Source organism: Mycobacterium sp. 852002-51057_SCH5723018, assembly GCF_001667035.1.
GTDB lineage: Bacteria > Actinomycetota > Actinomycetes > Mycobacteriales > Mycobacteriaceae > Mycobacterium.
This window is the reverse complement of the sequence record NZ_LZIR01000040.1, coordinates 34,165-58,425: the sequence shown is the minus strand read 5'-3', so window position 1 is coordinate 58,425 and position 24,261 is coordinate 34,165. Positions and strand designations below refer to the sequence as shown.

Below are 24,261 nucleotides of genomic sequence, written 5' to 3'. Positions count from 1 at the left end.
GTCAACCTTGAATCTCACCGGTGCGCATTGACAATGGGGTCATGGCTGACGACGCCGGCACAACACCAGCGGTGCAGAGGTCGATTATTCCGCGGATCGTCGTGCAAGACGTCGAAGGGTGCGCGTCGTTCCTGAGATCGGTTTTTGGTGCCGAGGGTGAGGTGTTCACCGACCGTCCCGCTCAATTGGTCATCGGCGACTCGATGGTGATGATCTCCTCCCTGGGTGAACGCGAGCACTTCCCGGCGTTCCTTTACATCTACGTCGACGACACCGACGAGGCCTACCGGCGTGCCGTCGACGCCGGCGCCCAGGTGATCGAGCCGCCAGCCGATCAGTTCTACGGCGACCGCCGCGCCATGGTGAAAGACAGCCACGGAAACGTGTACCAAATAGCCACTCCCGTGTCGTCGATCGGCGGCCCGAACCGCCCGTAACGAAGACGAGCTCTCTACAGAAATCCATCAAGACAACGAGAGCACTTCTTGACGGGGACACGGCATGACCAGCACGTGGATTGGGAACGCCGGCCGCACCGCCCGGATCGCGGGGCTGGCGGGTGCGGCCGCCCTTGGGATGGCCCTGGGCCTGGCGGCGGGCAGCGCGCACGCCGCCCCCAGCACGCCTGACTCGCCACGCGGCCAGGGCACGCTGTACGGCGAACCGGCGGCGGCCGCCCCGTTCTGGCGCTATCAGGGGTATGACGACGACTGCGTGGAAATGGCGGTCTCCGACGTCGTCGGCGAGCGGACCGGGCGCCAGCCCTCCGAGCAGGCCGTCATCAAGGTGGCCCAATCCATCCCGAGCACCGTCCACTCCGGGCCGATCTACACGAAACCCAACAAGCGCAAGCCCGGCAGCGGCACCTCGTTCGACGATGAACCGGCGCTGCTCGCGCACTACGGCGTCCACGCCGTGAGCACCGACAGGCAACGCGCCGCAAAGACCGGTGTACCCACCGGGACGGTGGCGCTCGAGCAGGATCTGGCCAAGGGCCACAAGGTGATCGTCGGGGTCAACTCCGAGCTGATCTGGGGTGAGCCGGTGGAGGACAAGACCTCCGACGGCGAACCACAAGCCGACCACGCCGTGGTGGTCACCGGTATCGACACCGCCCTCGGCGTCGTGCACCTCAATGACAGCGGCATCGAGGATGGCCGGGACGAACAGGTACCGATCGACATCTTCAGCCGATCGTGGGCCAGCAGCGACGAGCAGATGACGGTCACAAGCTAGGCGCCGCGGCCACTCCCAGCAGGCTTAGCAACGCGTCCGTCACCTCGCGGGGGCGTTCCTCCATGACGTAGTGGTCGGCACCGGGCAAGCGAATCAGCCTGGCGTCGGGCATGCGATCGGCCAGTTCGCGGGCGGTGTCAAACGGAATGTAGGGGTCGCGGTCGCCCCAGATCACCGCGGCCGGGCACGATATGGTCGCCAGTCCGTCCGCCAGCCAACCGATGGCAGGCACCGAGTAGTGGGCGAAGAACTCCCAAAATGTCCGCCTTCCTTGCGGTGTGTTCATCCAGCCCAGGTATTCGGCTTCCAGCGCGGTGTCGAAACAGCCGATACTTCGGTAGCGGGCCAGGACGATGTGGTGCAGCGCGGCCAGCGGAAGACGCTGGGCGGCCGCCGACACAACCGGCTGCGTCGCGGCCCAGTGTTGGCCCAACGAGAACCGGTAGAACCAGGGGCGGAAGATGCCGTGTGCGCGGGTGTTCAGCAGAGCCAGTCGCTGCACCCGTTCGGGGTGGCGAATGACGTAACCGAGACCTATGAAGCCGCCGTAATCGTGGGCGCATAGGTTGAATCGTCGCCACCCCAAGCGCTGCACGAATCGTTCCAGCCGGTCTATCTCGTTGTCATAAGTCGGCGCGGTCGCTGGCGGATCGGACCGGCCGAAACCGGGCCAATCCGGTGCCACGACATAGTGGTTTTCGGCCAGCGCCCCGATCACGTGCCGCCAACAGGACGCGCTTTGCGGGTAGCCGTGCAGCATCAGCACCGGCTCGCCGCTGCCGGCGGCAACCCCAAACACCTTGCGCCCGTCGACATCCCACGTCGTCAATGTCATCCCCGGAATCTAGCTGAAAATCGCTGTGCGCCAACCCACACATCGAGACAGATGGCGCTCCATTACGGCCTCAGGCCGCTTCCTCCCGGGCGCTGCTGGCCCGCCTGGTACTCGGGTCTTGGCAGGCGTGGTTGATCCCGGGCAGCACCTGATGTGCGAAGTCGGCGCCGGTGCGGATGGTCAGCGCCGCGGTGATTCCGCCGACGACGCAGCAGGCGGCGGCGATGAGCATCGCGATCGAGAAGCCGGGGCCGAGCGGCTGCCCCGGCCCGGCATGGATGCCGGCCGCGACCGGCAGCACCGCGATGGCCAGTAGCCCGGCGACGCGCGAAATGGCGTTGTTGGCGCCGGAGGCGGTGCCGGCATAGGTGTCGGGCACGGCGGAAAGAACGGCCGCGGTCAGCGGCGCCACGGTGATCGCCAGTCCGACGCCGAACACGACCACCGCGGGCAGGACCGCCCCGAGATAGGTCGCGCCGGGCACGGTGCGTGCCATCAACGCCAGGCCCGCGGCGGCGATCAGCGGCCCGACCGTCATGGGCAGCCGCGGACCCGTCCGCTGCCCCAACGCACCGGCCCACGGAGAGCCGATCAGCATGATGACCGTCATCGGCAGCAGCGCCAGCCCGGCGGCAAGCGCCGAGTAGTGCAGGCTTTCCTGCAGCTGCAATGCCAGTAGGAACAATGCGCCGCCGACCGCCGTGTACACGGCCAGGGTCGTCAGGTTGGCACCGGTGAATTGGCTGGAGCGAAACAGTGTGAGAGGCAGGATGGGTGACTGCGCGCGCTGCTCGATCAGCGGGAAAGCGGCCAGCGCCACCGCGCCTACCACGGCGGCGGTCACGGTGATCAAAGTCCAACCGCGCGAAGGGCTCTCGATGAGCGCGTAGCTCACCCCGGCGAGACCGAGCGTGACAGCGGCGGTCCCGAGGACATCGGGGCGGCCTCGCGCGGCCGGATCGCGAGACTCCGGGATGTGCCGCGCGGCGATCCACACCACCGCCGCGGCGAGCGGAAGGTTCAGGAAGAACACCCACCGCCACGACGCCGCGTCCACGAGCCAGCCGCCGATAAACGGGCCCAGCGCCGTCGTCACCCCGGACATGCCCGCCCAGATCCCCACGGCGCGGCCCCGGTCCTCGTCGGTGATGCCCGCATCGATCAGGGCGAGGCTGCCGGGCACGAGCGCCGCGGCACCGATGCCCTGCACCAGCCGAGCCCCGATCAGCCAGCCGATGGTCGGCGCAAGACCGCAGCCGAGGGAGGCCACGGTAAACACGACCAGCCCGGCGATGAAGACGCGCCGGCGACCGTAACGGTCGCCCGCAGCGCCCCCGGACAACAGCAGCGCGCTCAACGTCAAGAGGTAACCGTCCAGGACCCACTGCTGGTCGGTCAGGCCGCCACCCAGTTGGCGTCCGATGGCGGGCAGCGCGACGTTGACGACCGTGCCGTCGAGCAGCGCGATCCCGGAGCCGAGGACGGCCGCGGCGATCAGCCAGCGCGCACCGTCCGACCCCAGCTGCAGCTGGGGCGGCTGGTTCACGGCAAACCTCCAGAGTGCGACGAGTGTGCCGCCTGCGATTGTGCTACGGATGAGACAAATGTTCGCCTGGCCCGTTGGCATTTTCTGGCCCAGACTGAAGCTGGCGGCATCCGCAGCCCGACCCGAGGAGGGCGAGCCCACCATGACTTCTTTGGAGCTAACCAGCGGCGAGACGGCAGATTTCGACGAGGGCGACGTGTACTTCATCGGTAACGCCACCACGTTGATCCGTTTCGGAGGGCTGACCATCCTCACCGATCCCGCCTTCCTGCACAAAGGCGAGCACGTCTATCTGGGTCATGGCATCTGGGCCCGACGTGAGGTGGAGCCGGCTTGCCAGATCGCTGACCTCCCCCCAATAGATCTGATCGTGTTGTCGCATTATCACGGCGATCATTTCGATGATGTGGCCGCCGAAGAGCTCGACAAGAAGCTGCCCATCGTCTCGACGGCTGATGCGGTGGACAAGCTGAGCGCTCTCGGTTTTGAGCGAGGCCATCCACTGGGCACCTGGGAATCTCTGGAGGTGCACAAAGGCGAGGCGACCCTGACCATCACCGCTATGCCGGGCAAGCACTCCACGGATGAGGCGGTCAACGAACTGCTGATGCCGGTTAACGGACACATGCTGGACTTCAGCCATCACGCCGAGCACCTGTACAGGCTCTACATAACCGGCGACACGATGCTCATCGACAGTCTCGAGGAGATTCCGCGCCGCTATCCCGACATCGACCTCGGTCTGATTCACACCGGTGGCACCACCTTCCTTGTCACGGTGGTGACCATGACTGGTGAGCAGGGCGTAAGGGCCGTCGAAATCACCAAGCCTCGCACCGCCATCCCGATCCACTACAACGACTTCTCGGTTTTCCTGTCGGGACTCGACGACTTCAAGAAGGCGGCCCAAGCCACGAACGTGGCTACGAAGTTCATCTACCTCGCGCACGGTGAGACGTACACGTTCAAACCCAACGGCTGAACTTCGCTCACCGACGGCGTTCGTCTCGTCCCCAATTCCGTTTCGTCGACAGTACGTCGGCTTGCGTTCACGCGGCGGACGTCAATTCCGCGCCTGGTGTGCAACGATCCCTGCCAAACTGACGCCTTGCGCGCGCCGGCCAAGTCAGTGATGCTCCGGTGTCGTCGCCACCATCTCTAGGGATTAGGACCCACGATGACCGATGTCGAGCAGACGCCCTCCGACGGAATCTCGCCCAGCCCCACCCGAGCCGACCTCGTCGAGCACTCCCGCACCGGGATGGGCGCGACGGCGCTGCAGCGCGCGATCACCGATCACCTGCGCTACTCGATCGGTCGCCCGGCCGCGGCCCTGCGTCCCGAGCACTACTACCGGGCGCTCGCGCTCGCGGTACGCGACCGCATGCAGGACCGCCGGGTCGCCTCGACGCAGACATCGCTGGATCTCGGCCGCAAGGTGACCTGCTACCTGTCAGCCGAATTCCTGATGGGCCCGCAGCTGGGCAACAACCTGCTCAACCTCCAAATGGAGCGTGCGGCCAAGACCGCCCTCGCCGCGATGGGCCAGGATCTCGACGAGGTGCTGGCCTGCGAGGAGGAACCGGGGCTGGGCAACGGCGGCCTCGGCCGGCTCGCCGCGTGCTACCTGGACTCGCTGGCCACCCTCGAGCGTCCGGCGATCGGCTACGGCATCCGCTACGAATTCGGCATCTTCGACCAGGAGATCCGCGACGGCTGGCAGGTCGAGCAGACCGACAACTGGCTGGACAACGGAAACCCTTGGGAGATAGCCAAACCCGACGTCAACTACCTCGTCAAGTGGGGCGGCTACGCCGAGCACTACACCGACGAGGCCGGCCACGACCGCGCCCAGTGGGTGCCCGGCCGGCTGCTCAAAGGCGTTGCGTATGACACGCCGATCCAAGGCTACGGCGTCAACACCTGCAACGTGCTGACGCTGTGGAGCGCGCGGGCCGTCAAGTCGTTTGCGTTGGAAGCCTTCAACACCGGCGACTACTACAAGGCGGTCGAGGACGAGGTCACGTCCGAGACGGTCACCAAGGTGCTCTACCCCAACGACGAGCCGGAGGCCGGCAAGCGGCTACGCCTGCTGCAGCAGTACTTCTTCGTATCCTGCTCGCTGCAGCACGTGCTGCACATCATGGACGACCTCGCCGACGCGGGCGTGCGGGAACTTCCCCAGCGATTCGCCCTGCAGCTCAACGACACTCATCCCTCGATCGGCGTCGCCGAGCTGATGCGGCTGCTGGTCGACGAAAGGCAGCTGGACTGGGACGAGGCGTGGGACATCACGGTTGCAACGTTCGGGTACACCAACCACACCCTGTTGCCCGAGGCGCTGGAGACCTGGCCGCTGGAGATGTTCTCCGAATCGTTGCCCCGCCACCTCGAGATCATCTACGAGATCAACCGTCGCTTCCTCGACGAGGTACGCGCCCGCTTCCCCGGCGACGAGGACCGGCTGCGCCGGATGTCGCTGATCGGCGAGGACGGCGGCAAGAACATCCGGATGGCGCACCTGGCGACCGTCGGCAGCCACGCCATCAACGGCGTCGCCGCGCTGCACTCGGAGTTGCTGAAAGCCAGTGTGCTCAAAGACTTCTACGAGTTGTGGCCCGAGCGATTCAGCAACAAGACCAACGGCGTGACGCCACGGCGCTTCCTGGCGCTGGCCAACCCCGGATTGCGGGAGCTGCTGGACCGCACCGTCGGTGACGGCTGGCTGACTGACCTGGACCGCCTGCGCGGGCTGGAGCCGTTCGTCGACGATGCCTCCTTCCGCCAGCAGTGGCGCGACATCAAACGCAACAACAAGGCGCGCCTGGCCAAGTACATACGTTCGGTGGCGGGCGTCGAGTTGAGCCCGGACTGGATGTTCGACGTCCAGGTCAAGCGCATCCACGAGTACAAGCGGCAGCACCTCAACGTGCTGCACATCGTCGCGCTGTACCACCGGCTCAAGCAGAACCCGGATCTGTCAATTCCGCCGCGGGCATTCGTCTTCGGCGGCAAGGCGGCCCCGGGCTATTTCATGGCGAAACGGATCATCAAGCTGATCAACGCCGTCGGTGAGACCGTCAACGCCGATCCGGACGTGAACCGGTTCCTCAAGGTGGCGTTCGTGCCGAACTTCAACGTGCAGAACGCGCACATGATCTACCCGGCCGCCGATTTGTCCGAACAGATCTCCACCGCGGGCAAGGAGGCATCGGGCACCGGGAACATGAAGTTCATGATCAACGGTGCCCTGACCATCGGCACCCTCGACGGCGCGAACGTCGAGATGCGCGACGAGGTCGGGCCGGAAAACTTCTTCCTGTTCGGCCTGACGGAGCAGGAGGTCGAGGCGCTCAAGGTGAAGGGATACCGCCCCGCCGACTACATCGACGGCAACGACGAGTTGGGCACCGTCCTGGATCTCATTGCCGGCGGGACGTTCTCGCACGGGGACACAGAGGTCTTCCGGCCGCTGGTGGACAACATCCGCTACGACGACCCCTTCCTGGTGTGCGCCGACTACGCGTCCTATGTGGAGTGCCAGGACCGGGTGAGCGCCGCGTGGCAGGATCGGGATGCGTGGACGAGGATGTCCATCCTGAACACCGCACGCAGCGGTAAGTTCTCGTCCGATCGCGCCATCGCCCAGTATTGCGACGAGATCTGGAACGTGTGGCCGCTGACCGTGACGATCTGACTGCCTGGCGATCAACTCCCGCGCCTTTGCGCGCAGCGAGATTGCCGCCATGGCTGTGGTAGATACCCAAGTCACAGCCCTCACGGCAATCTCGGCGACGGTATCAAACTGCCCTCCAAGCGCCGGGCCTACCGCTGCGACGCCGACGGCCGATTGGTACCCGACGAAATCATGGTGTCCATCGACATCAGCGACGTCCGCTTGACGTGACGTTGACGCCGGCGAAAGCCCCGGGTCTCAGCCGAGCGATCGCAGCGCGTCCAGAGCTTTGGCCGAGTCGCTTCCCGGTTCGGCCCGGTAAGTCAGCAAGTGCTGGCCACCAGAGTGCGGGATGTTGAAGCGGTTTCGGTGCAGATACAGATCACCCACCACGGGGTGGCGCATGTGCAGAACTCCGGTCCGATATCCCACATTGGCACGCGCCCACAGATCCCTGAATCGCTCGCTGGCGGCGGACAATTCATCGATCAACGATCGCACGCGCGGGTCATCCGGATCGCTGCCGGCCGCTTCGCGTAATCCGCTCACCGCGATGTCGGTCGCCTCGTCCCAATCGACATAGAGCTCGCGGGCCGCTGGGTCTAATAACCGCCAGGACAGGAAGTTTCGACGGGGCGTAAAACCAGGCGACAACGCCCGAGCGATTCGGTTGGCCGCCAACACATCCAGGCATCGGCTGGCCACGATCGCCGGCATCGCGAACTGCTCTATCAGCTCCTCGGTGTCGTCCGCCGCGGCCTCTACACCCGAGTAATCCCGTCGGTTGCCGGTCGGGCTGGCCAGCTGGCGCAGGTACTCGGTCGCCTTGACGTCGAGCCGCAGGGCCCGCGCGAGCGCATCGAGAACCGGAGGTGACGGGTTCTTGTCGCGACCCTGCTCGAGCCGCAGGTAGTAATCGGAACTGATCCCGGCCAGCAGCGCCAGCTCTTCACGACGCAACCCCGCGACCCGCCGGCGGCTGCCAGCGATCAGCGCGACGTCCTCGGGCCGCACCTGCTCACGCCTGGCTCGAAGGTAATCGCCCAGCGCGTTGGCCTTTACCGCCATCAGACGAGCGTAACCATGGCCCGGCCAGTCCCAGGGTCAAGGGAGCCTTCCGATCATTAACCGGCGGCTTCATGGTTGATGCAATGACCAAACAAAAGAAGGTCCACCACGATGCTGCACATCCCGACATGGGTCTGCTCGTCGCCGGTGACGTCGTCTACAACGGCGTGCATCTGTACCTGACGGAATCCGGTGGCGTCACGGGGATCGACGAGTGGCTCGCCGCGCTCGACACCGCCCAGATCCTCAACCGGCGAGGGTCATCGCGGGGCAGAAGGCTCCTGGCAGCTTCGACAATCCCCCCAGATTCATCCGACGCGGCGGTGGAATGCGGTTGCGGTTTCAATCGACTGTCACCGGAACCTTCTTTCCAACAACGGTTTTCACTGATATTCAGTTTTCCGTGGTCGGTAGGACCGATGAGAGTTGGCTGCGCCTCGACATCGCGATGCGATCAGGACGCCGCCGCAGACCGCCCGGCAGCGTCCGCCGCGCCGCGGGCTTCAATGGCCTTGACGCTCTTGGTGAACGCCTTGCCCAAGAAACGCTTCCCGACGGTTCCAAGCACGGCCGACAGCACCCGTCCCTTGAGGTTCTTGCCCTCGCGAACGATGACGACGTCGACGTCGGTCGCTCCGTCGGGCCGGCGGGTCAGGGTGTAGGTGTACCCGGACGCGCCGCCGAACGTGTTGGAGTCGGTCGCGGTGAGCTTGACGCGGCCGGGATCGGACCAGTCGTAGTGCAGCGTTTCCCAGATGCCGCCCGAGCCTTCAGTGACGTCGGCCTGATTCAAACCCCGGTCGTGCACCATCAGATACGCGTCGGCGCTGTTTTTGAAGACCTTGGACCGGCCCGGCCCGAAGTCAGTGAGCCCGGCGATGAATTGCTCGGGCGTCGACGTGGTTACGGCGTGAAAGTGGATGACGGACATGAGTTCTTCCTCTCGCGTACAACGGGTTTCTACGATGTCGCCATCATGAGCGCGTCTCACGGGGTTCCCATTCCAGCGAAACGATTGGCAGCCAAACCCCGTCAATACCGGGACCGACAGGGACACCCATGGTTGATCGACGCCTGAAACAGGCGCTCAAATTTACAGGTGCGTCAACGAAATTCGCGTCACGGCCGCTGCGGCCCCGATGCTTTTATCTGCGAAAGCTACCGGGTAACCACCTGCAGTGAGGGAAGATCACTCGATGGAGGGATGGCAGGTCGCCCAGGCCGTGGAGTTTGTGCGCGCCTTGCGCATTGAGCTGCGAAAAATGACCGGCCAACTGGCGTCCCTCGAACGCTTGCAGGCCGCTGGCAGGAGCGCCCGGGCATGCGCGATGCGGACGGAAGCGGCCGAACTGCGCCAGGACATCCACGAAGCACAACTTCTCGTGGATCGGCTCGAGCGGCTTTACCTCTGCCGACGGACCGCGGATGTCCCTCCTCGGCCCCGGACGCGACTAAGGGCTGCGCCACCTTAAGCCACTCGCCCGGTGACACAGCCCTCTGCCGCCCCCCATCAGCTGACGTTGCGAGCCTTGTGTCTGTCAAGGAATGCCGACCAAGACACGACCTCGGGATGCCTTTTGAGAATGGCCCGACGCTGGCGCTCGGTCATCCCGCCCCAGACACCGAACTCGACCTTGTTTTCCAGCGCTTCTACCCCGCACTGGTACATGACGGGGCACCGGCGGCAGATCGCCGCCGCCCTGCGCTGGTCGGCCCCGCTTACGAAAAGCTCGTCAGGATCAAGAGTTTGGCATAGCGCCTCAGACGCCCAGCCGCTCGTCTCCCTCGAGTTGGCGCCGCGGACAACGTCGTCCGACTGCGTAGTGTCCGTTCGGTTAACAGCGGGCACTAAACGTGACATGACCTGGTCCTTTGCTCCGGCCACCGACTTGCGACCGCATCTGCGGACCGCTGCTGCGAATTACCCAGATGCGCAAAACTGAAACGCGACAACGCCTCTGGCGCGGGGATTTGGCGTGTTGATAACACGGTAGATACCTGGTCGTGACACGGTACGCGTGTGCAAGCCCCATCGCGGGTCGGCCAGTCACGCGTGGTCGACCGATTCCACGAGTGGTGTGAGGCCGTCGTCGGGCGGCTTCCGTTCGGGCTCAAATCGTTCGTTGCACCAACATTTCTCGGCTTCTGCCTGATCAACGGCCTCACCTTCGGCGTCGATCTGGCAATCTTGACCGGCCTGCACAGCGGCCTGGCCGTTCCGGTGCCGATCGCCGTCACGATCGCTTACGCCACCGCCTTTGCCCTTAGCTACGCGCTGAACCGCACCTTCAACTTTCGGTCGCACGCGCCGGTCGGTCCACAGCTTGCCGTGTATGTGGTGGTGGTCATCGTCAACTACCTGGTCTTCATCCTCGGCCTGTCCAGCCTGTTGGCGGCCGTTGGGGTGCAGTACCAGCTCGCGCGCCTGGCGGCGGGTTGTTGCGAAGCGGTGTACATGTACTGCGCGATGAGATGGCTGGTCTTCCGCCGTTGACCTTCGGCAACGCGCGCCGATACGTTCTGGGAATGACCGCGAGCCTATTTGCCCTTCTGACCATGACCGCCTTCGCGCTGGCCCTGATATTTGTGTCCTTTGCCGCCGTATACGTCAAGCGGCTTGGGGATCGAGCGCCCCTGCCGATAGGCGAAGAAGTCGGGAGCGCCAAAGCGGTTGTAGTCAAAGTGCGCAAACGGCAACCGATGTCGCAGGAAGAGTTGGATTACGCGAAGCAGCTCCTTGCCGATCGCAGTTCCTTGATGACGCTCTGCATTCCCGGGGCGTTATTCATGGTGGGCTGTTTTTATGTGTTCGGAAGCCTTTACCACTTGCACGGGGCGACGCCCTCCGAGCGGACATTTCTTGGTGTGTTCCCCATGTTGGCCTCCGTGAACTTCACGACTCAGATTCTGCGCAGCGCAAGGCTCAAACGGCGTCTGCGGAAGATGTCCTGAACCGACTCACGGCGGCCAGTGCGATCACCGGCAGGCTGCCCGCAGCCCTCGCGGTCGCGTTCCGGCCGCGGTGCCGCTAATCTTTGCAGATCGCAAGTCCGTTAGGCACATGACCGTCTACTATCTGCATGGGCCAGTGGAGAGATCGGGGGCGGGAACGAGGAGATGCGGACCGGATTCGGAAAGGTCATCGAGTGAGCCCTCGTTCGGTGGGCAGGACCGTCTTGGCGCGGGTATGGATGCCGCTGGTTGCCGTCGTGGCGCTCGCTGTCGGTGCGGTGCTCATGTGGAAGGTGCACCAGTTTTCCGCTCCACCGCCCGTCATCACCGTCAATGGCCCGGCTGCACCCCCGGAGTTCAATGTCAAACGACTCACGTTTGAGCTATCAGGCTCCGTCGGGCAAGGCGGGATGCTGGTCTACGTCGACATCGACGGGCATCCGCATCAGGTTGATCTCACGACCCTGCCGTGGTCGCACACGGAGACGACCACGCTCACCGTGGTGTCCGGCAGCATCTCGGCGCAGGTCCATGGTGGTCAAGTCGGCTGCCGCCTGCTGGTGAACGGCGTTGTCCGCGCTGAACAATCCGACGCCCATCAGGATGCGCATGTCTTCTGCATAGTGAAATCCGCATGAGCGAGCGTCCGGCTGGGCATCGCGTGAAACGGCCCTTCGTGCCGAGGATGGTCCGCGTCCTCGCGATACCGATCATCGCCTTCTGGGCCCTTCTCGCCGTGTCGACGAACACCTTCATGCCGCAGGTGGAGAGGGTCGCCGAAGAACTCGCGGGGCCGGTGGTCCCGCACTACGCGCCGTCGCAGCGGGCGTTGCTGGCCATCGGTGCGAAGTTTCACGAGTCCAATTCCACCAGCTTGGCCATGCTCGTGTTGGAAGCCGACCGGCCGTTGGGCGATGTGGACCATAGGTATTACGACGATTTGGTGCGCCGGCTCAAGCTCGACCCTCAGCATGTGCAATACGTCATGGATCTGTGGGGCAAGCCGATCACCGCGGCGGGGGCGCAGAGCCTTGACGGCAAGGCCGCGTACGTGCTCTTGCGTCTCGCGGGCGATATCGGCCAAATGCAAGCGAACGAGTCCGTTGCTGCCGTTCGAGATATCGTCGCGAAGGACACGCCACCGCCCGGGCTCCGAGTCTATGTCAGCGGCGCGGCTCCGCTCGCCTCGGACACGGTGGCTATTGCGAATTCAAGCCTGAACAACATCACGATCGTGACGATCGTCCTCATCTTCGTGATGTTGCTGCTCGTGTACCGCTCCATCGTCACCCTATTTGTGCCCTTGGCCGGGGTTCTGTTCGAGATGCTGGTCGCGAAGGGCGTCATCGCAACCCTCGGGCATTTGGGGTACATCGAGCTCTCCTCATTCGCCGTGAACATCGTCGTCGCACTGACCCTGGGAGCGGGGACGGATTACGGCATCTTCTTGATGGGCCGCTATCACGAGGCGAGACAGGCCGGCGAGAGCAGGGAGGAGGCGTTCTACATCGCCTACAAGAGCGTCACGCCGGTCATCCTTGGCTCGGGGCTGACGATCGCGGGGGCGTGTTACTGCCTGACGTTCGCGAGGCTCAACTACTTCCACACCATGGGGCCGGCCGTCGCCATCGCCATGCTGTTTACCATCGCCGCGGCGCTGACGCTCGGCCCGGCATTCTTGACCGTGGGCAGCCTTTTCGGGCTATTCGACCCCAGGGGGAAGGCCAAGGCGCATCTGTATCGGCGGATCGGGACAAGCGTGGTCCGGTGGCCGGTGCCAATCCTGGTGGCCAGTGCCGCCGCCGTCGTGTTCGGGGCTGTCTTCGTGCCGACGTACCGGCAGAATTACGACGACCGTCAATACCAGCCGCACAACGCCCCCGCCAATCTGGGTTTCGCGGCGGCGGATCGGCACTTCCCGAAGAGCAAGCTGTTCTCCGAGATGCTGATGATCGAAACGGATCACGACATGCGAAATTCGGCCGACTTCATCTCATTGGATCGGGCGGCCAGGGCCCTCATTCGTCTTCCCGGCGTCGCGATGGTGCAAAGCATCACCAGGCCCCTGGGCCGACCATTGGAGCACGCCACCATTCCCTATTTGTTCACCACGCAAGGCAGTGGTAGCGGTCAACAGCTCCCTTTTAACAGGCAGCAAAACGCGAATACGGACCAACAGGCACAGATCACGACGCACTCCGTCGAGGTCTTGCGGAAAGAAATCGTCTATTTCCAAAACATGTCGGATGAGTTGCACAAGACCGTTCTCACGGTCGAGGATCTGCAAAGAATCACCGCTGAGATGAATCAGGAAATCTCGAACGTCGACGACTTCTTCCGGCCGATCAAGAGCTATTTCTATTGGGAGAGGCACTGTTTCGACATCCCCATTTGCTGGACATTCAGATCGCTCTTCGATGCGCTCGACAACATCGACAAGTTGGCCGACGACATCACGGACGCCAAAACCTCCCTTGAGGCCATAGACAAGATCTTGCCCCAAGTAATAACCCAGCTGAAGCTCACGGCCGACGACCAGGACGCCTTGGCCGCTCTTTTGGTCAGCAGCTACGGCCAGTCGTCTCTGCAATCCACACAGACCGACCAGACATTCAACGACCAGGTCAATGTGGGGCTCGACTTCGACCAGTCCCGCAGCGATGACTTCTTCTACATCCCCCGAGAAGGATTCGACAACGACGACGTCAAGACCGGCATGCAGCTCCTGATGTCGCCGGACGGCAAGGCCGCTCGCATCATCGTCACCCACGAGGGCGACGCCAATGGCCCGGAAGGCGTGGAGCATGTCGAAAAGTTCCCGGGGGCGATAACCACGATCTTGAAAGAGACGTCGTTGGCCGGCGCGAGGGTTTATATCGGCGGGTCGGGAGCAACCAACAAGGACATCAAGGAATACGCCGCGTCCGATCTGCTTATCGTGGCGATCGCCGCCTTCGTGCTGATCTTCTTGATCATGTTGTTTCTGACGCGAAGCCTGATGGCCGCCCTGGTGATCCCCGGCACCGTAGCTTTCTCGTACGCCGGTGCGTTCGGGCTCTCCATACTCGTCTGGCAGCACCTCATCGGCCTGCCCCTGCACTGGCTGATATTGCCGCTGACGTTCATCATCTTGGTGGCGGTGGGTTCGGACTACAACCTGCTGTTGATCATCCGAGTCAAGGAGGAGCTGCACGCCGGGATCCACACCGGTCTCATCCGGGCGCTCGGCAGCACCGGTGGCGTTGTGACGTCAGCGGGTCTGGTGTTCGCGTTCACCATGCTGGCGATGCTGACCAGCGAACTGAGGACGATCGGTCAGGTGGGTTCGACCGTATGCATCGGCCTGCTGCTCGACACGCTGATCGTGCGTTCGTTTGTGGTGCCGTGCATCCTTCGAATACTTGGACCCTGGTTCTGGTGGCCGACGCTGGTGCGTTCCCGGCCGCTACGGCCGGCGTAAGGCCTGTCCGATCAAGAGGTGCAGGCGGTCTCGCTTGCAACGAAGACAGTGACATAACCGATCGGGATGCCGGTGCGGGCCGCGATATACCTGCGCGCGGCCGGCTCCACCGCCGCCCGACTGCCAACGCGGAGGAACCCGCCGATCTCGGGAATCCGGATCATCCACCCGTCCGGATGGCGAGCGGCTTCGATGTCGAAGCACTGCCCGAGCGTTGGGCACTTCACGCGATGAGTGATACGTCGCGTACGGTTGCGGCGCAACGCGTTTGGGCGCCGCAGAGTGGGCTGAAGGGACATGGCTGCTTTCCTGAGTCAGACACGGGCCGCGGGCAAGAGTAATCCCATTCGCGCCGAAAACCTAATCTGCCGATGCCGGAAACTCATGCAGCGGCCGTTGGTTGCTGGCAGAGTCGACCTGCGGCGAAGTGACCCGCTCACAGAAGGAGGGCACCGTGACTGTCGTTTTCGTGCACGGCAATCCGGAGACCGACGCAATCTGGGGCCCGCTGGTCGACGCGCTGGGGCGCGACGACGTGGTGCGGCTCTCCCCGCCCGGCTTCGGCGCGCCGCTGCCGGGCGACTTCCCGGCCACCTACCTCGCCTACCGCGACTGGCTTGAGGGCGAGCTCGAGGACATCGGCGAGCCGGTCGACCTCGTCGGCCACGACTGGGGCGGCGGCCACGTGATGAACGTGGTGACGCATCGGCCCGAGCTGGTACGCAGCTGGGTCAGCGACATCCTCGGATGTTTCGACCCCGACTACGTCTGGCACGACCTGGCGCAGGTGTGGCAGACACCCGACGACGGCGAGCAGCACGTCGACACCTTCCTGGGTGGAACGGTCGAAGACCGCGCCGCCATGTGGGTTGCCGCCGGGATGCCAGCCGATATCGCAACCTCGCTCGCCGCGGCGCAAGGCCCCGAGATGGGTCGGGCGATCCTGCTGCTCTACCGTTCCGCGCGCCAACCGGCGATGGCCGAAGCCGGGCGCGCCCTGGGCAACGCGGCGGCTCGGCCCGGTCTGTCAATTCTGGCCACTGAGGACACCTACGTCGGCTCGGAGGCGATGCGCCGTCGCGCGGCGCAACGGGCCGGGGCGCAAACGGCAGTGCTCGAGGGTCTCGGGCATTGGTGGATGATGCAGGACCCGGCCCGGGGCGCGGCGGCCCTGACCCGGTTCTGGGAAACGCTCGCTTGAGCTAGCGCGTGTTAGCCCGCGCCCTTGCCATTGTCGACCCGATAGACGGCTCCGTGGACGGCGGCCGCGGCGTCGCTGGCCAGGAAGGCGATCACGTTCGCAACGTCCAAGGGCTGCATCAAGCCGCGCGGCGAGGCGGTGCGCATGATCAGGTCGTAGTTCGGGTTATCCGGCGCAGTGAATTGTTCGAGTTGCGGTGTGAGCATGCCGCCCGGGCATATTGCGTTGACGCGCAATCGATCCGCGGTGTACTCCACCGCCAGCGCACGAGTCAGACCGATCAGCCCATGCTTGGCGGCGCAGTAGCCGGCCGAGTAGGCCTGGCCTTCGACGCCGGCGATGGAGCTGACATTGACGATGTTGCCGCCCCGCCGCAGCAGATGGGGCAGTGCGGCCCGGCACAGGAAGAACGGCCCGTTGAGGTTGACCGCAAGGTCCTGTGCCCAGTCCTCGTCGGTCATCGATTCGGTGCGGCGCATCTGGTGTTGCCCGGCGATGTTGACGAGAACGTCTAGTCCGCCGAACTTTTGGACGCACTGGTCGACCGCGTCCCGGCAGGCCTGCGCCGAACCGATGTCCACCGATGCGTATGCGCCGTGTTCCACGTCGGCGAACACTTCGGCCAGGCGCCCGGTATCGCGGGCGATGCCGAAAACCGTTGCGCCCTGCCGGGTTAGCAGCCGGGCCGTCTCGGCGCCCAGTCCCGACGACGCGCCGGTCACCAGCGCGACCTTGCCCTGCAGTGCCGACATCTCAGGCCCACATCCGCGCGGCGCTGTGCCGAATGCGGCGTGCGGTCAGGGCCACGACCAGACTGAACGCCAGCCTGCCCAGCGCGATTCGACTGGTCCGCTTCTTCCAGCTTGGCCGCGTCGGGCGCTCGCGCCGGCCGAAGTAGTAGCCGACACACGTCGCCATCGCGAGAGCGGCGATGGCCGCGAGCACCGTCACGATGATGAGCGTGCTTGGTCACCGTCGCAGCCAGGTCACGCGCGAGATACACCTTGGCTAATAACGAGGCCAATAACTAAGGGAGGCTTGAACCGCGGCGCCTTCACACCCTCATCGGTGCCACCGCGAACGTGGCAGCCCGCATCGATCAACTCATGGCGACTAGACGACCGGATTGCGTGCTGCTGAGAACCGTTCAAGCTGCACAGGCGGTCCGCCCACGGGCGGTGGTGGTACCACACTGGCTACCCCGTCCATCACAGCCATGACGGTTGAGGTTTGACGGTCGAAGTTCAGGGTGCCGTGCTGGAAATTCTGCACGATCCACGCCGGCTCATCAATCTCGGCGCTCGTCGGCAGGCCCAGCGGGCCGCGGTCGTAGCCCAGCGTGGCCCAGGCCTCGTAGATCCTGCCGGTGAGCGGCTGAGCGCCGGTGGCCGGTGACCAATAGATCGCGCCATTGGCGAAGATGACATAGCGGGTCGAATCACCACTGGGCGCTTCAGGTGACGTGGGTGCGCCGAGCTTGCCTGACATGCCGCCCATCGCCTGCCAACGGTCGCGGATCGCTCCGCCCCGTAGCGACTCCGCCAAATCCTGTGTGTTGGGCGGTTGCTTGAACCGGGCGGCGATGTCGCGGATCCGCTCCATAAACGCGTACCCGGCGTTGCCCGGGCAGACGGTTTCGCCGACGTCACGATGGGCGAAGATGCTCGGTAAGGTCGGGGTGGCACCTCGCGGGAAGCGCGTGTTGGGGCCGCCGGCGGAAGTGAGCGCGACGGTGCCCTTGGGATCCACCGTGTCCAACGCGAGCCGCCATCCCAGCAACTGGCCGACCGCTCGCAACTGCTCGGGCGTCGGGGGCGCCTGGCTGAAGTCGCCGATCATGCACACCGCCCAGGTGTCGGTATTGAATCCGCCGGTGTGGACGCCCTGGACCGGTTTGGTGATGCCCCCGAACCGGCCCTCGAAGACCTGGCCGTACTTGTCAACCAGCGCGTTGTAGCCGATGTCGCCCCAGCCTTCAGTCAACGCGTGGTACACGTAGATCGAGCGCACGATGGCCGCCGAGTCTGTCGGTGCGTAGTCGTTGCCGGTCGCGGAGTGGTGCACGATCCCAGCCCGAATTCCGTTGCCGCAGAGCGGTCCTCCGCGCCGTATCGACTCATCGGCGCCCCACCCGGCGCGGCTGATGATGTTGATCGGCTGGCCCGGCGCCATCGCCGCTACCGACAAGTAGGGGTCCGCGGGTGCGCGCGCCGTGGATACGAGCACGTCCGTGGCCATCGCCAAGCCGAGAACAACCGGCGCGGCTGCAGCGCATTTCAGCACATTACGCCGGGAAGCCCGCGGTGGCGACCCACAGCTGCAGCGATGTTGCACGGCGACACGGTAACCCGCGTCAGGTCGAACAAAGATTCGCCGCGCCGTTACCGAAACGATTGAATCTCGTGCCCATTTCGAATTACGAAGCCGCTGACACGATCCCTGGAGGCCCCAACCGCGGGACCAAACCGGTATTTCACGCCGTCGCCGATCGCGATACCCCGCGCCTCAACGTATTCGCCCGTGTCATCGACGAATTGGGATGAGTACTATCGCGGTCGCTGTGCAGCTTTTGGACGGCCGCCACAACTTCTTTGGGCGTTAGGGGTTCGGCGGCGATTCCGCCTGTCGGGCGCTTGTGACAACGCAAGTTGTGCAGTTCTCATGAGGGCCACCCTCGACCACCCATCCACAGCGGCGGCTCCTGGCCGTTGTACATGCTCTTGGGCCGCCATCGCTGTCTGCGCAACAGTCGACTGGCGTGGTGCTCGGCCACGTCCTTCAGGTACTCGACGTCGTCGCTGGTCCACGGGTGCTGGCCGGTCCCGTCCAGCCACCACCTCGGTTGGCCGTCCTGTTCGTAGCGGGTGATCCGGTAGCGCCAGGCGACATGCCGGCCCTTGGCATCAACGTGCCAGTCCAGCAGCCGCGGGCGCACGGCCTCGGGCACCGGTTCGATAAATTCCCGGGGCTGGGTTATCCGGATCTCGATAAACTCGCCGCCCACGAACTGACCCTACCAGCGGCCCGCCCGCGTTAGTGGTTCTACCTGCAAAGATGGCGTCTTTCTGTTCATGCCAGTGGGACGGCTCCTGGTCGCAAGGAATTGCTCGCGGTTGCACGGCACGATCTTCTTCCCGCGCTGGATCGAGGAGGGCGGCTCCAAAACGGTTCTCTTCCAAAACGATCACCTCGACCTCATGCGGGCCTACCGCGACGAGGGGCCGACCTATCCCATCGCCGTCGTCCCGGAGTTCGCGCACATCAGCTTTATGGAATACGTCGGCACAGACGAACAGCGTCATTTCCGATGCGCCCGATTACTTCCCGCAGGCTACGCAGACGGCACCAACTAGGAGGGCGTGTCCGCGAAGCAATTTGGACGCCGTTTCCGGGCATGGCCTCACCGAACCGGTATAGGCAAAGCGATCAGGGCATCACTGATCCTGGGTGGCCCAGCTCGGGGGTGTTTCTGCAGGAAGGCGAGCATGCCCTCGCAGGCTTGCTCGGAGGTGAAAAGCTGCGCCGACTGCACTATGAGCGCCTCGGCCCCTGGTAGAATCCCGCCAGGATTGCGTTGGTGGTCAAGGCATTTGATACCGCCAATCCCTGCGGGTCTGAGATTTTGGCGACGCGGAGGGCCAGTCGTGGGAGCGCGAGCGTGGCGCGGAGACGCTCATGCCGGTTGCATCTCGGCGGATTGCTGGTGCGACGGTTGTGGCCATGGTTGGGGAAGGGGTCGGGGCCGTACGCGGTTTGGCCACCAGAACCAGCGGCCCAGCAGGGCCGCCAGAGACGGTGTCATCAGCGAGCGCACCACCAGGGTGTCGAACAGCAGGCCTAAGCCGATTGTGGTTCCGACCTGGCCGATCACGATCAGTTTGCTGACCGCCATGGACATCATGGTGAAGGCGAACACCAGTCCGGCGGAGGTGACCACGGAGCCGGTGCCGACCATGGCGCGGATGGTGCCGGTGTTCAGCCCGGCGTGGATCTCCTCTTTCATCCGCGATACCAGCAGCAAGTTGTAGTCCGATCCGACCGCCAACAAGATGATGACCGACATGGGCAGCACCATCCAGTGCAGCGGGATCCCGATGATGTGTTGCCAGAGCAGCACTGAGAGCCCAAAGGAGGCCGACAGGCTGAGCACCACCGTTCCCACGATGACCGCCGCGGCCGCTACCGCCCGGGTCAACACCACCATGATGATGAAGATCAAGATGAGCGCGGCGACCGCGACGATCAATAGGTCGTAGTTAGCGCCTTGCTGCATGTCGGTGTACATGGCCGCGCTGCCACCAAGGTAGATGGTCGATCCCTCGAGCGGTGTTCCTTTGATGGCGTCTGTGGCCGCGATTTTGAGCGGCTCGGTGCGTGATGTGCCTTCCTCGGTTAACGGGTCGCCTTGGTGAAAGATGGTGAGCCGCACGGCATGGCCGTCCGGAGACAGGAACAACTTGATGCCGCGTTTGAAATCGGCGTTGTTGAAGGCTTCCGGGGGCAGGTAGAACGAGTCGTCGTTTTTGGCCTCGTCGAACGCTTGGCCCATCGCCGTGGCGTTGTCCTGCAGGGCCATGGTTTGGTCTTGCTGTGCTTTTTGGGCCTGATACTGGTTGAGCATCATTTGTTTTTGGTTTTTCATCGATTCGATCATCGGTGGCATCAGGGCGACCATCTGCGGCATCAGCGCGGCCATGCGATCGAGGTCTGGCACCAGATCGCTGAGGTCATCACTCATGGTGGAGATGCCGTCTAGGGCGTCGAACACCGAACGCAACGCCCAGCACACCGGGATATCGAAGCAGTGCTTCTCCCAATAGAAGTAGCTGCGGATCGGTCGGAAGAAGTCGTCGAAATCGGCGATGTGATCGCGCAACTCCTGCACATCGGTGCTGGTTTTGCTCATCTTGGCGGCCATGCTGTGAGTGACCTGCGCCAGCTGCTGGGTGACGTTCTGCATCTTTTCCATCGAGTCGATGGTGACCTGCATGTCGTCAGCCTGTTGCAGCGTGTTTTTCAAGATGGTCTGCTGGTAGTCGTTGTTCATCACCTGGCCGGTGCTGTTCTGACTGATGTTGTAGGGGATCGAGGTGTGTTGGATCGGATGTCCCTCTGGCCGGGTAATGGTCTGCACTTGGGCGATGCCATGCACGTGGACAAGGGCTTTGGCGATTTTGTCGATTACCAGGAAATCGGCGGGGTCGCGCAGGTCGTGATCGGCTTCGACCATCAACAGATCGGGATTCATTTTCGCTTGGGAGAAATGCCGATCGGCCGCGGCGTAGCCGACGTTCGCCGCGACGTCGGCGGGTAGATAGATGCGGTCGTTGTAGGTGGTGTGGTAGCCGGGCAGGGTCAACATGCCGACCAGGGCCACCAGGATCGCGCAGACCAGGATCGCGCCGGGCCAGCGCACGGTGGCGGCGCCGATGCGGCCCCATCCGCGCGGCTGGGTCATCCGTTTGGGGTCAAGCACTCGGCCAAAGCGGCTGGCGACCGCGATCAGCGCCGGACCGAGCGTCAAGGCCGCAGCAACCACGATCACCATGCCGACCGCCAAGGGAATTCCCATGGTCTGGAAGTAGGGCAGCCGGGTAAAGCGCAAGCAAAGCGATGCCCCGGCGATGGTCAGTCCCGACGCCAGCACGACGTGGGCGGTGCCGTGGAACATGGTGTAGTAGGCGGCTTCCCGGTCTTGGCCCAACCGGCGCGCCTCTTGGTATCGGCCGATCAGGAAGATGGCATAGTCGGTGGCCGCGGCGATCGCCAGCGTCACCACCAAATTCGTTGCGAACGTCGTAAGGCCAAAAACGTTGTGGTAGCCCAGGAATGCCACCAGTCCGCGGGCGCCGAAAAGCTCGAGCACCACCATCACCAGCACAATGCACACCGTGAGCGCCGATCGGTAGACCAGCAATAGCATCACGATGATGACGGCGAAGGTGAGCAGCTCAATGACCTGCATGCTCGTGTCGCCGGTCGCATTTTGGTCCGCACTGGTTGCCGCGGGCCCGGTTACATAGGCTGTGAGCCCGGCGGGCGCCGGCACGCTGGCAATGACATGGCGCACCGCCTCCACCGACTCGTTAGCCAGCGTCTCTCCTTGATCGCCTGCGATATAGACCTGGACGTAGGCGGCCTTACCGTCGACGCTTTGTGCCGCGGCTGCGGTCAGCGAATCGCTCCAGAAGTCCTGCACATGCTGGATATGCTTTGTGTCGGCCCGCAGGTCGTGTACCACGCGGTCATAAAACTGGTGGGCATCTGCACCCAACGGCTGGTTGCCTTCGAGCACGATCATCACCGAGCTACTCGTGTCGTACTCGCGGAACACCTTGCCTACCCGCTTGGTGGCGATCATCGACGGCGCATCGTTGGGACTCATCGACACCGCGCGCATCTTGCCGACCGCTTCCAATTGCGGCACAACGGTATTGAGGATCGCGACCACGGCGATCCAACCAAGGATGATCGGCACCGCCAGCGCGCGGAGCATGCGCGGTATCCAAGGCCGAGCCGCGTGCCGGGCAACCGGAATGGGAACGGTCTGGACAGCGTCATGCACAGGTGCGCTCATGCTGACTTCACCAAGCAGAAGGTCTCGGCGTTCACACCGGTGGCAGATCTTTCATCCTTGACCTCGCGGTCAACGGTGATCCGGCAGGCGATGGCCTGACCGTCGCCCTGAGCAAGGATGTTCGGTGTGGCCGCCGGTGCGGTGGTGTGCAGCGTCAACGACCACGGCAACACGGCGTCCGGGGCCCGCTGCGGCTTGCCGTCCAGGTCGAGGTAATTGATGACCGCCGTGGTCGCAGAGCCGAACACCTCATAGGTGACGACCTTGGGGTTGAAGTCCGCCGCACTGTCAGAACTATTGGGCGCCACCAAAATGGCATCGGAACCAAAGACCGCACGCAACTTCATCACCGCGACACCACCGGCCGCGATAGCCACCACGATGAGCAGCGGAAGCCACACCCGCCGCACGAGCCCCACTATCGCGGTCATCGCGGCCGCCCAGCGCTAATCGATTTGGCGTTCGGGAAGTCCCGCCCATCTTGGCGCATCGAGTCAGGATCCCCGGAGCCAACGATCCCGTGCAGCCGGTCGACGGCCAACCCGCAAACCGCTGGCACGACCACCAGGACCAAGGGTATCCACCCTCGTTTGAGCACATGAGTAATGGGAATCATGCTCGCTTCGAATACCTTTCGCTCACCGGGCCGAGTCGCCCTGCAACACCGAACATCGCTGTCTGGATGGCGTCACTGATGACGTGGGACGCCTGCTGCGGCAGCATGTGTCCGGCGCCAGGAACGTGCACGTGTACGGCGTCGGGAATCCAGGCGGCCAGATCGTGGGAATGCGCTGGCGGCGTCAATAGGTCGGCGCCGCCACTGATAACGACGGTGTGGGCGCCGATTTCGCCGAGGGAGCGGTACTGGTCGTAGCCGCTGAATGCGGCCAGGAATCCGACCGCGGTGGACACCGGGGTGGTTGCCAGCGCCGCGGCGATGACCGCCGTCAGGGTTGCGGGTTGGGGACTGCCGTGGGCGTACCAGTGGCCCAGCGTCGCAGACACCGGGCGGCTCAACACCCGCAGTGCCTGATCGGGGGTCCGGTTGATCAGCCGGATCAGCGCCGCGATGCGCGGTGTTGCCAACAGCCGGCCCAGACCGCGCTCGGCGATCCGGCCGGCCGCCGTCGCGACCAGCACCAATCCGTCGGGGTCGACCGGGCGATCGGCTGCGGACCGGCCGAGGTAAGCCAACGCCGTCATCCCGCCCATCGAGTGGCCGACCAGAGTGAGTGGGCCGGCTACATCAAGCCCGACAAGCACATCGGCCAAGTCGGCGGCGAGCTGCTCGATCCGGTAGGTGGTCATCGGCGCGCCACCCGACCTGCCATGACCGCGGTGGTCGTAGCTGATCACCCGGATGCGATCACCGTAACGGCGCAGCAGGTAATCGATTTGGCGCGTCCACGTGTCACCGGTGAGGCAAAACCCATGCAGGAACACGACCGTGCTCTCAGCACGGCGCGCACCACCATCGCGCACCGACAACCGCACACCGTCGCGCGTCATCACGCACAACTCCCTGCGTCGGCGGTAGACCGGCTGGACTGCGGCGAGCTCGGCGCTCAGACCGGCACTCGTGATCGACGGCCCAGGTTGACGGTGGGGCACGCGGGTATCGGTCTGCGTCGACATGCGGGGCCTCCTCCTTACCATGATGTCACTTGCTAGTGGCACTATGCCAGTATAGAATGGCGTAAGTCAACTGTA

The 24,261-nt window shown here is 64.2% G+C and carries 23 protein-coding genes and 1 pseudogene; 10 read left to right on the top strand and 14 right to left on the bottom strand.

The genetic code is table 11. The features are described 5' to 3' along the window. Positions 1-41: 41 nt before the first annotated feature. Positions 42-437, top strand: coding sequence for a glyoxalase/bleomycin resistance/extradiol dioxygenase family protein (locus A5764_RS09430; RefSeq protein ID WP_067112083.1), 396 nt, complete (start codon positions 42-44; stop codon positions 435-437). Positions 438-501: 64 nt separating this feature from the next. Further along, complete coding sequence (locus A5764_RS09425) at positions 502-1,236, top strand: hypothetical protein (protein WP_067112080.1); 735 nt, start codon at positions 502-504, stop codon at positions 1,234-1,236. Here the strand turns inward: A5764_RS09425 and A5764_RS09420 are convergent. Continuing rightward, complete coding sequence (locus A5764_RS09420; protein WP_067112077.1) at positions 1,226-2,071, bottom strand: alpha/beta fold hydrolase; 846 nt, start codon at positions 2,069-2,071, stop codon at positions 1,226-1,228. The two genes, A5764_RS09425 and A5764_RS09420, sit on opposite strands and share 11 nt — an antisense overlap. A gap of 70 nt (positions 2,072-2,141) precedes the next feature. After that, positions 2,142-3,617, bottom strand: a complete 1,476-nt coding sequence (locus tag A5764_RS09415; RefSeq protein WP_067112074.1) for an MFS transporter — start codon at positions 3,615-3,617, stop codon at positions 2,142-2,144. 58 nt (positions 3,618-3,675) lie between these two features. Between A5764_RS09415 and A5764_RS09410 the strand changes: the two genes are divergently transcribed. Together A5764_RS09410 and A5764_RS09405 are read left to right on the top strand one after the other, a co-directional pair. Then, positions 3,676-4,599 carry an MBL fold metallo-hydrolase gene (locus A5764_RS09410; protein ID WP_231989659.1) on the top strand — a complete coding sequence of 308 codons (924 nt, stop codon included), beginning with the start codon at positions 3,676-3,678 and terminating at the stop codon, positions 4,597-4,599. Between the two features lie 279 nt (positions 4,600-4,878). Next, positions 4,879-7,314, top strand: a complete 2,436-nt coding sequence (locus A5764_RS09405; RefSeq protein WP_067112305.1) for a glycogen/starch/alpha-glucan phosphorylase — start codon at positions 4,879-4,881, stop codon at positions 7,312-7,314. A 237-nt stretch (positions 7,315-7,551) separates the two neighbouring features. Here the strand turns inward: A5764_RS09405 and A5764_RS09400 are convergent, their stop codons facing one another. From A5764_RS09400 to A5764_RS09385, 3 genes are all read right to left on the bottom strand, one after another. Next, a complete protein-coding gene (locus A5764_RS09400) occupies positions 7,552-8,361 on the bottom strand; it encodes a helix-turn-helix domain-containing protein (protein ID WP_067112071.1) in 810 nt (269 codons plus the stop codon). A 454-nt stretch (positions 8,362-8,815) separates the two neighbouring features. Beyond that, on the bottom strand, positions 8,816-9,292 hold the full coding sequence (locus A5764_RS09395) for a hypothetical protein (protein ID WP_067112069.1): 477 nt from the start codon (positions 9,290-9,292) through the stop codon (positions 8,816-8,818). A gap of 579 nt (positions 9,293-9,871) precedes the next feature. Continuing rightward, positions 9,872-10,222, bottom strand: a complete 351-nt coding sequence (locus tag A5764_RS09385; protein WP_067112063.1) for a WhiB family transcriptional regulator — start codon at positions 10,220-10,222, stop codon at positions 9,872-9,874. 159 nt (positions 10,223-10,381) lie between these two features. Here A5764_RS09385 and A5764_RS09380 point away from each other — a divergent pair, with 159 nt between their 5' ends. The 4 genes from A5764_RS09380 (at position 10,382) to A5764_RS09365 (ending at position 14,773) form a co-directional block, all read left to right on the top strand. Continuing rightward, complete coding sequence (locus A5764_RS09380; protein ID WP_067112060.1) at positions 10,382-10,855, top strand: GtrA family protein; 474 nt, start codon at positions 10,382-10,384, stop codon at positions 10,853-10,855. 32 nt (positions 10,856-10,887) lie between these two features. Continuing rightward, on the top strand, positions 10,888-11,313 hold the full coding sequence (locus A5764_RS09375; RefSeq protein WP_067112057.1) for a hypothetical protein: 426 nt from the start codon (positions 10,888-10,890) through the stop codon (positions 11,311-11,313). 239 nt (positions 11,314-11,552) lie between these two features. Further along, positions 11,553-11,951, top strand: a complete 399-nt coding sequence (locus A5764_RS09370) for an MmpS family transport accessory protein (RefSeq protein ID WP_067112054.1) — start codon at positions 11,553-11,555, stop codon at positions 11,949-11,951. Between the two features lie 47 nt (positions 11,952-11,998). Continuing rightward, positions 11,999-14,773 (top strand): RND family transporter, encoded by a 2,775-nt coding sequence (locus A5764_RS09365; protein ID WP_231989664.1) that lies wholly within the window; start codon positions 11,999-12,001, stop codon positions 14,771-14,773. A gap of 11 nt (positions 14,774-14,784) precedes the next feature. On the opposite strand, the gene A5764_RS28200 is transcribed toward A5764_RS09365, so the two are convergent. Next, positions 14,785-15,000 (bottom strand): long chain fatty acid-CoA synthetase Faa4p, encoded by a 216-nt coding sequence (locus tag A5764_RS28200; protein ID WP_231989658.1) that lies wholly within the window; start codon positions 14,998-15,000, stop codon positions 14,785-14,787. 227 nt (positions 15,001-15,227) lie between these two features. On the opposite strand from A5764_RS28200, the gene A5764_RS09360 reads away from it, so the two are divergent. Beyond that, entirely contained in the window at positions 15,228-15,974 is a 747-nt protein-coding gene (locus A5764_RS09360) for an alpha/beta fold hydrolase (protein ID WP_067112303.1), read from the top strand. An 11-nt stretch (positions 15,975-15,985) separates the two neighbouring features. Here the strand turns inward: A5764_RS09360 and A5764_RS09355 are convergent, their stop codons facing one another. The 4 genes and pseudogenes from A5764_RS09355 to A5764_RS09340 all read right to left on the bottom strand — a co-directional run bounded on the left by A5764_RS09355 (position 15,986) and on the right by A5764_RS09340 (position 18,978). Then, positions 15,986-16,726, bottom strand: a complete 741-nt coding sequence (locus tag A5764_RS09355) for an SDR family NAD(P)-dependent oxidoreductase (protein WP_067112048.1) — start codon at positions 16,724-16,726, stop codon at positions 15,986-15,988. Position 16,727: 1 nt separating this feature from the next. Next, positions 16,728-16,925, bottom strand: coding sequence for a hypothetical protein (locus A5764_RS09350; RefSeq protein ID WP_067112045.1), 198 nt, complete (start codon positions 16,923-16,925; stop codon positions 16,728-16,730). Between the two features lie 162 nt (positions 16,926-17,087). Then, positions 17,088-18,200, bottom strand: a pseudogene (locus A5764_RS09345) (N-acetylmuramoyl-L-alanine amidase); the annotation flags it as partial. 433 nt (positions 18,201-18,633) lie between these two features. After that, on the bottom strand, positions 18,634-18,978 hold the full coding sequence (locus tag A5764_RS09340) for a hypothetical protein (protein ID WP_067112039.1): 345 nt from the start codon (positions 18,976-18,978) through the stop codon (positions 18,634-18,636). Between the two features lie 109 nt (positions 18,979-19,087). Between A5764_RS09340 and A5764_RS09335 the strand changes: the two genes are divergently transcribed. Next, complete coding sequence (locus tag A5764_RS09335; protein WP_369807294.1) at positions 19,088-19,327, top strand: phenolic acid decarboxylase; 240 nt, start codon at positions 19,088-19,090, stop codon at positions 19,325-19,327. A 320-nt stretch (positions 19,328-19,647) separates the two neighbouring features. Here A5764_RS09335 and A5764_RS09330 read toward each other — a convergent pair whose 3' ends face one another. Genes A5764_RS09330 through A5764_RS09320 form a run of 4 tightly spaced genes read right to left on the bottom strand, consistent with a single transcriptional unit; the run spans position 19,648 to position 24,186 of the window. Continuing rightward, positions 19,648-22,551, bottom strand: a complete 2,904-nt coding sequence (locus tag A5764_RS09330; RefSeq protein ID WP_067112036.1) for an RND family transporter — start codon at positions 22,549-22,551, stop codon at positions 19,648-19,650. After that, complete coding sequence (locus tag A5764_RS09325; RefSeq protein ID WP_082951610.1) at positions 22,548-22,982, bottom strand: MmpS family transport accessory protein; 435 nt, start codon at positions 22,980-22,982, stop codon at positions 22,548-22,550. The genes A5764_RS09330 and A5764_RS09325 overlap by 4 nt, the downstream gene beginning before the upstream one ends. After that, positions 22,979-23,167, bottom strand: coding sequence for an MmpS family transport accessory protein (locus A5764_RS27360; RefSeq protein WP_082951609.1), 189 nt, complete (start codon positions 23,165-23,167; stop codon positions 22,979-22,981). Before A5764_RS27360 ends, A5764_RS09325 begins: the two co-directional genes overlap by 4 nt. Further along, a complete protein-coding gene (locus A5764_RS09320) occupies positions 23,164-24,186 on the bottom strand; it encodes an alpha/beta fold hydrolase (protein WP_197501262.1) in 1,023 nt (340 codons plus the stop codon). Before A5764_RS09320 ends, A5764_RS27360 begins: the two co-directional genes overlap by 4 nt. Positions 24,187-24,261: the final 75 nt, after the last annotated feature.

Bases quoted from the DNA above. Each gene is read 5' to 3' on its own strand.
- A5764_RS09430 (WP_067112083.1), top strand. From the start codon at position 42: ATGGCTGACGACGCCGGCACAACACCAGCGGTGCAGAGGTCGATTATT.
- A5764_RS09370 (WP_067112054.1), top strand. From the start codon at position 11,553: ATGCCGCTGGTTGCCGTCGTGGCGCTCGCTGTCGGTGCGGTGCTCATG.
- A5764_RS09395 (WP_067112069.1), bottom strand. From the start codon at position 9,292: ATGTCCGTCATCCACTTTCACGCCGTAACCACGTCGACGCCCGAGCAA.
- A5764_RS09320 (WP_197501262.1), bottom strand. From the start codon at position 24,186: ATGTCGACGCAGACCGATACCCGCGTGCCCCACCGTCAACCTGGGCCG.
- A5764_RS09325 (WP_082951610.1), bottom strand. From the start codon at position 22,982: ATGACCGCGATAGTGGGGCTCGTGCGGCGGGTGTGGCTTCCGCTGCTC.
- A5764_RS09405 (WP_067112305.1), top strand. From the start codon at position 4,879: ATGGGCGCGACGGCGCTGCAGCGCGCGATCACCGATCACCTGCGCTAC.
- A5764_RS09365 (WP_231989664.1), top strand. From the start codon at position 11,999: ATGGTCCGCGTCCTCGCGATACCGATCATCGCCTTCTGGGCCCTTCTC.
- A5764_RS09355 (WP_067112048.1), bottom strand. From the start codon at position 16,726: ATGTCGGCACTGCAGGGCAAGGTCGCGCTGGTGACCGGCGCGTCGTCG.
- A5764_RS09425 (WP_067112080.1), top strand. From the start codon at position 502: ATGACCAGCACGTGGATTGGGAACGCCGGCCGCACCGCCCGGATCGCG.
- A5764_RS27360 (WP_082951609.1), bottom strand. From the start codon at position 23,167: ATGATTCCCATTACTCATGTGCTCAAACGAGGGTGGATACCCTTGGTC.
- A5764_RS09330 (WP_067112036.1), bottom strand. From the start codon at position 22,551: ATGAGCGCACCTGTGCATGACGCTGTCCAGACCGTTCCCATTCCGGTT.
- A5764_RS09420 (WP_067112077.1), bottom strand. From the start codon at position 2,071: ATGACATTGACGACGTGGGATGTCGACGGGCGCAAGGTGTTTGGGGTT.
- A5764_RS09410 (WP_231989659.1), top strand. From the start codon at position 3,676: ATGTTCGCCTGGCCCGTTGGCATTTTCTGGCCCAGACTGAAGCTGGCG.
- A5764_RS09375 (WP_067112057.1), top strand. From the start codon at position 10,888: ATGACCGCGAGCCTATTTGCCCTTCTGACCATGACCGCCTTCGCGCTG.
- A5764_RS09385 (WP_067112063.1), bottom strand. From the start codon at position 10,222: ATGTCACGTTTAGTGCCCGCTGTTAACCGAACGGACACTACGCAGTCG.
- A5764_RS09400 (WP_067112071.1), bottom strand. From the start codon at position 8,361: ATGGCGGTAAAGGCCAACGCGCTGGGCGATTACCTTCGAGCCAGGCGT.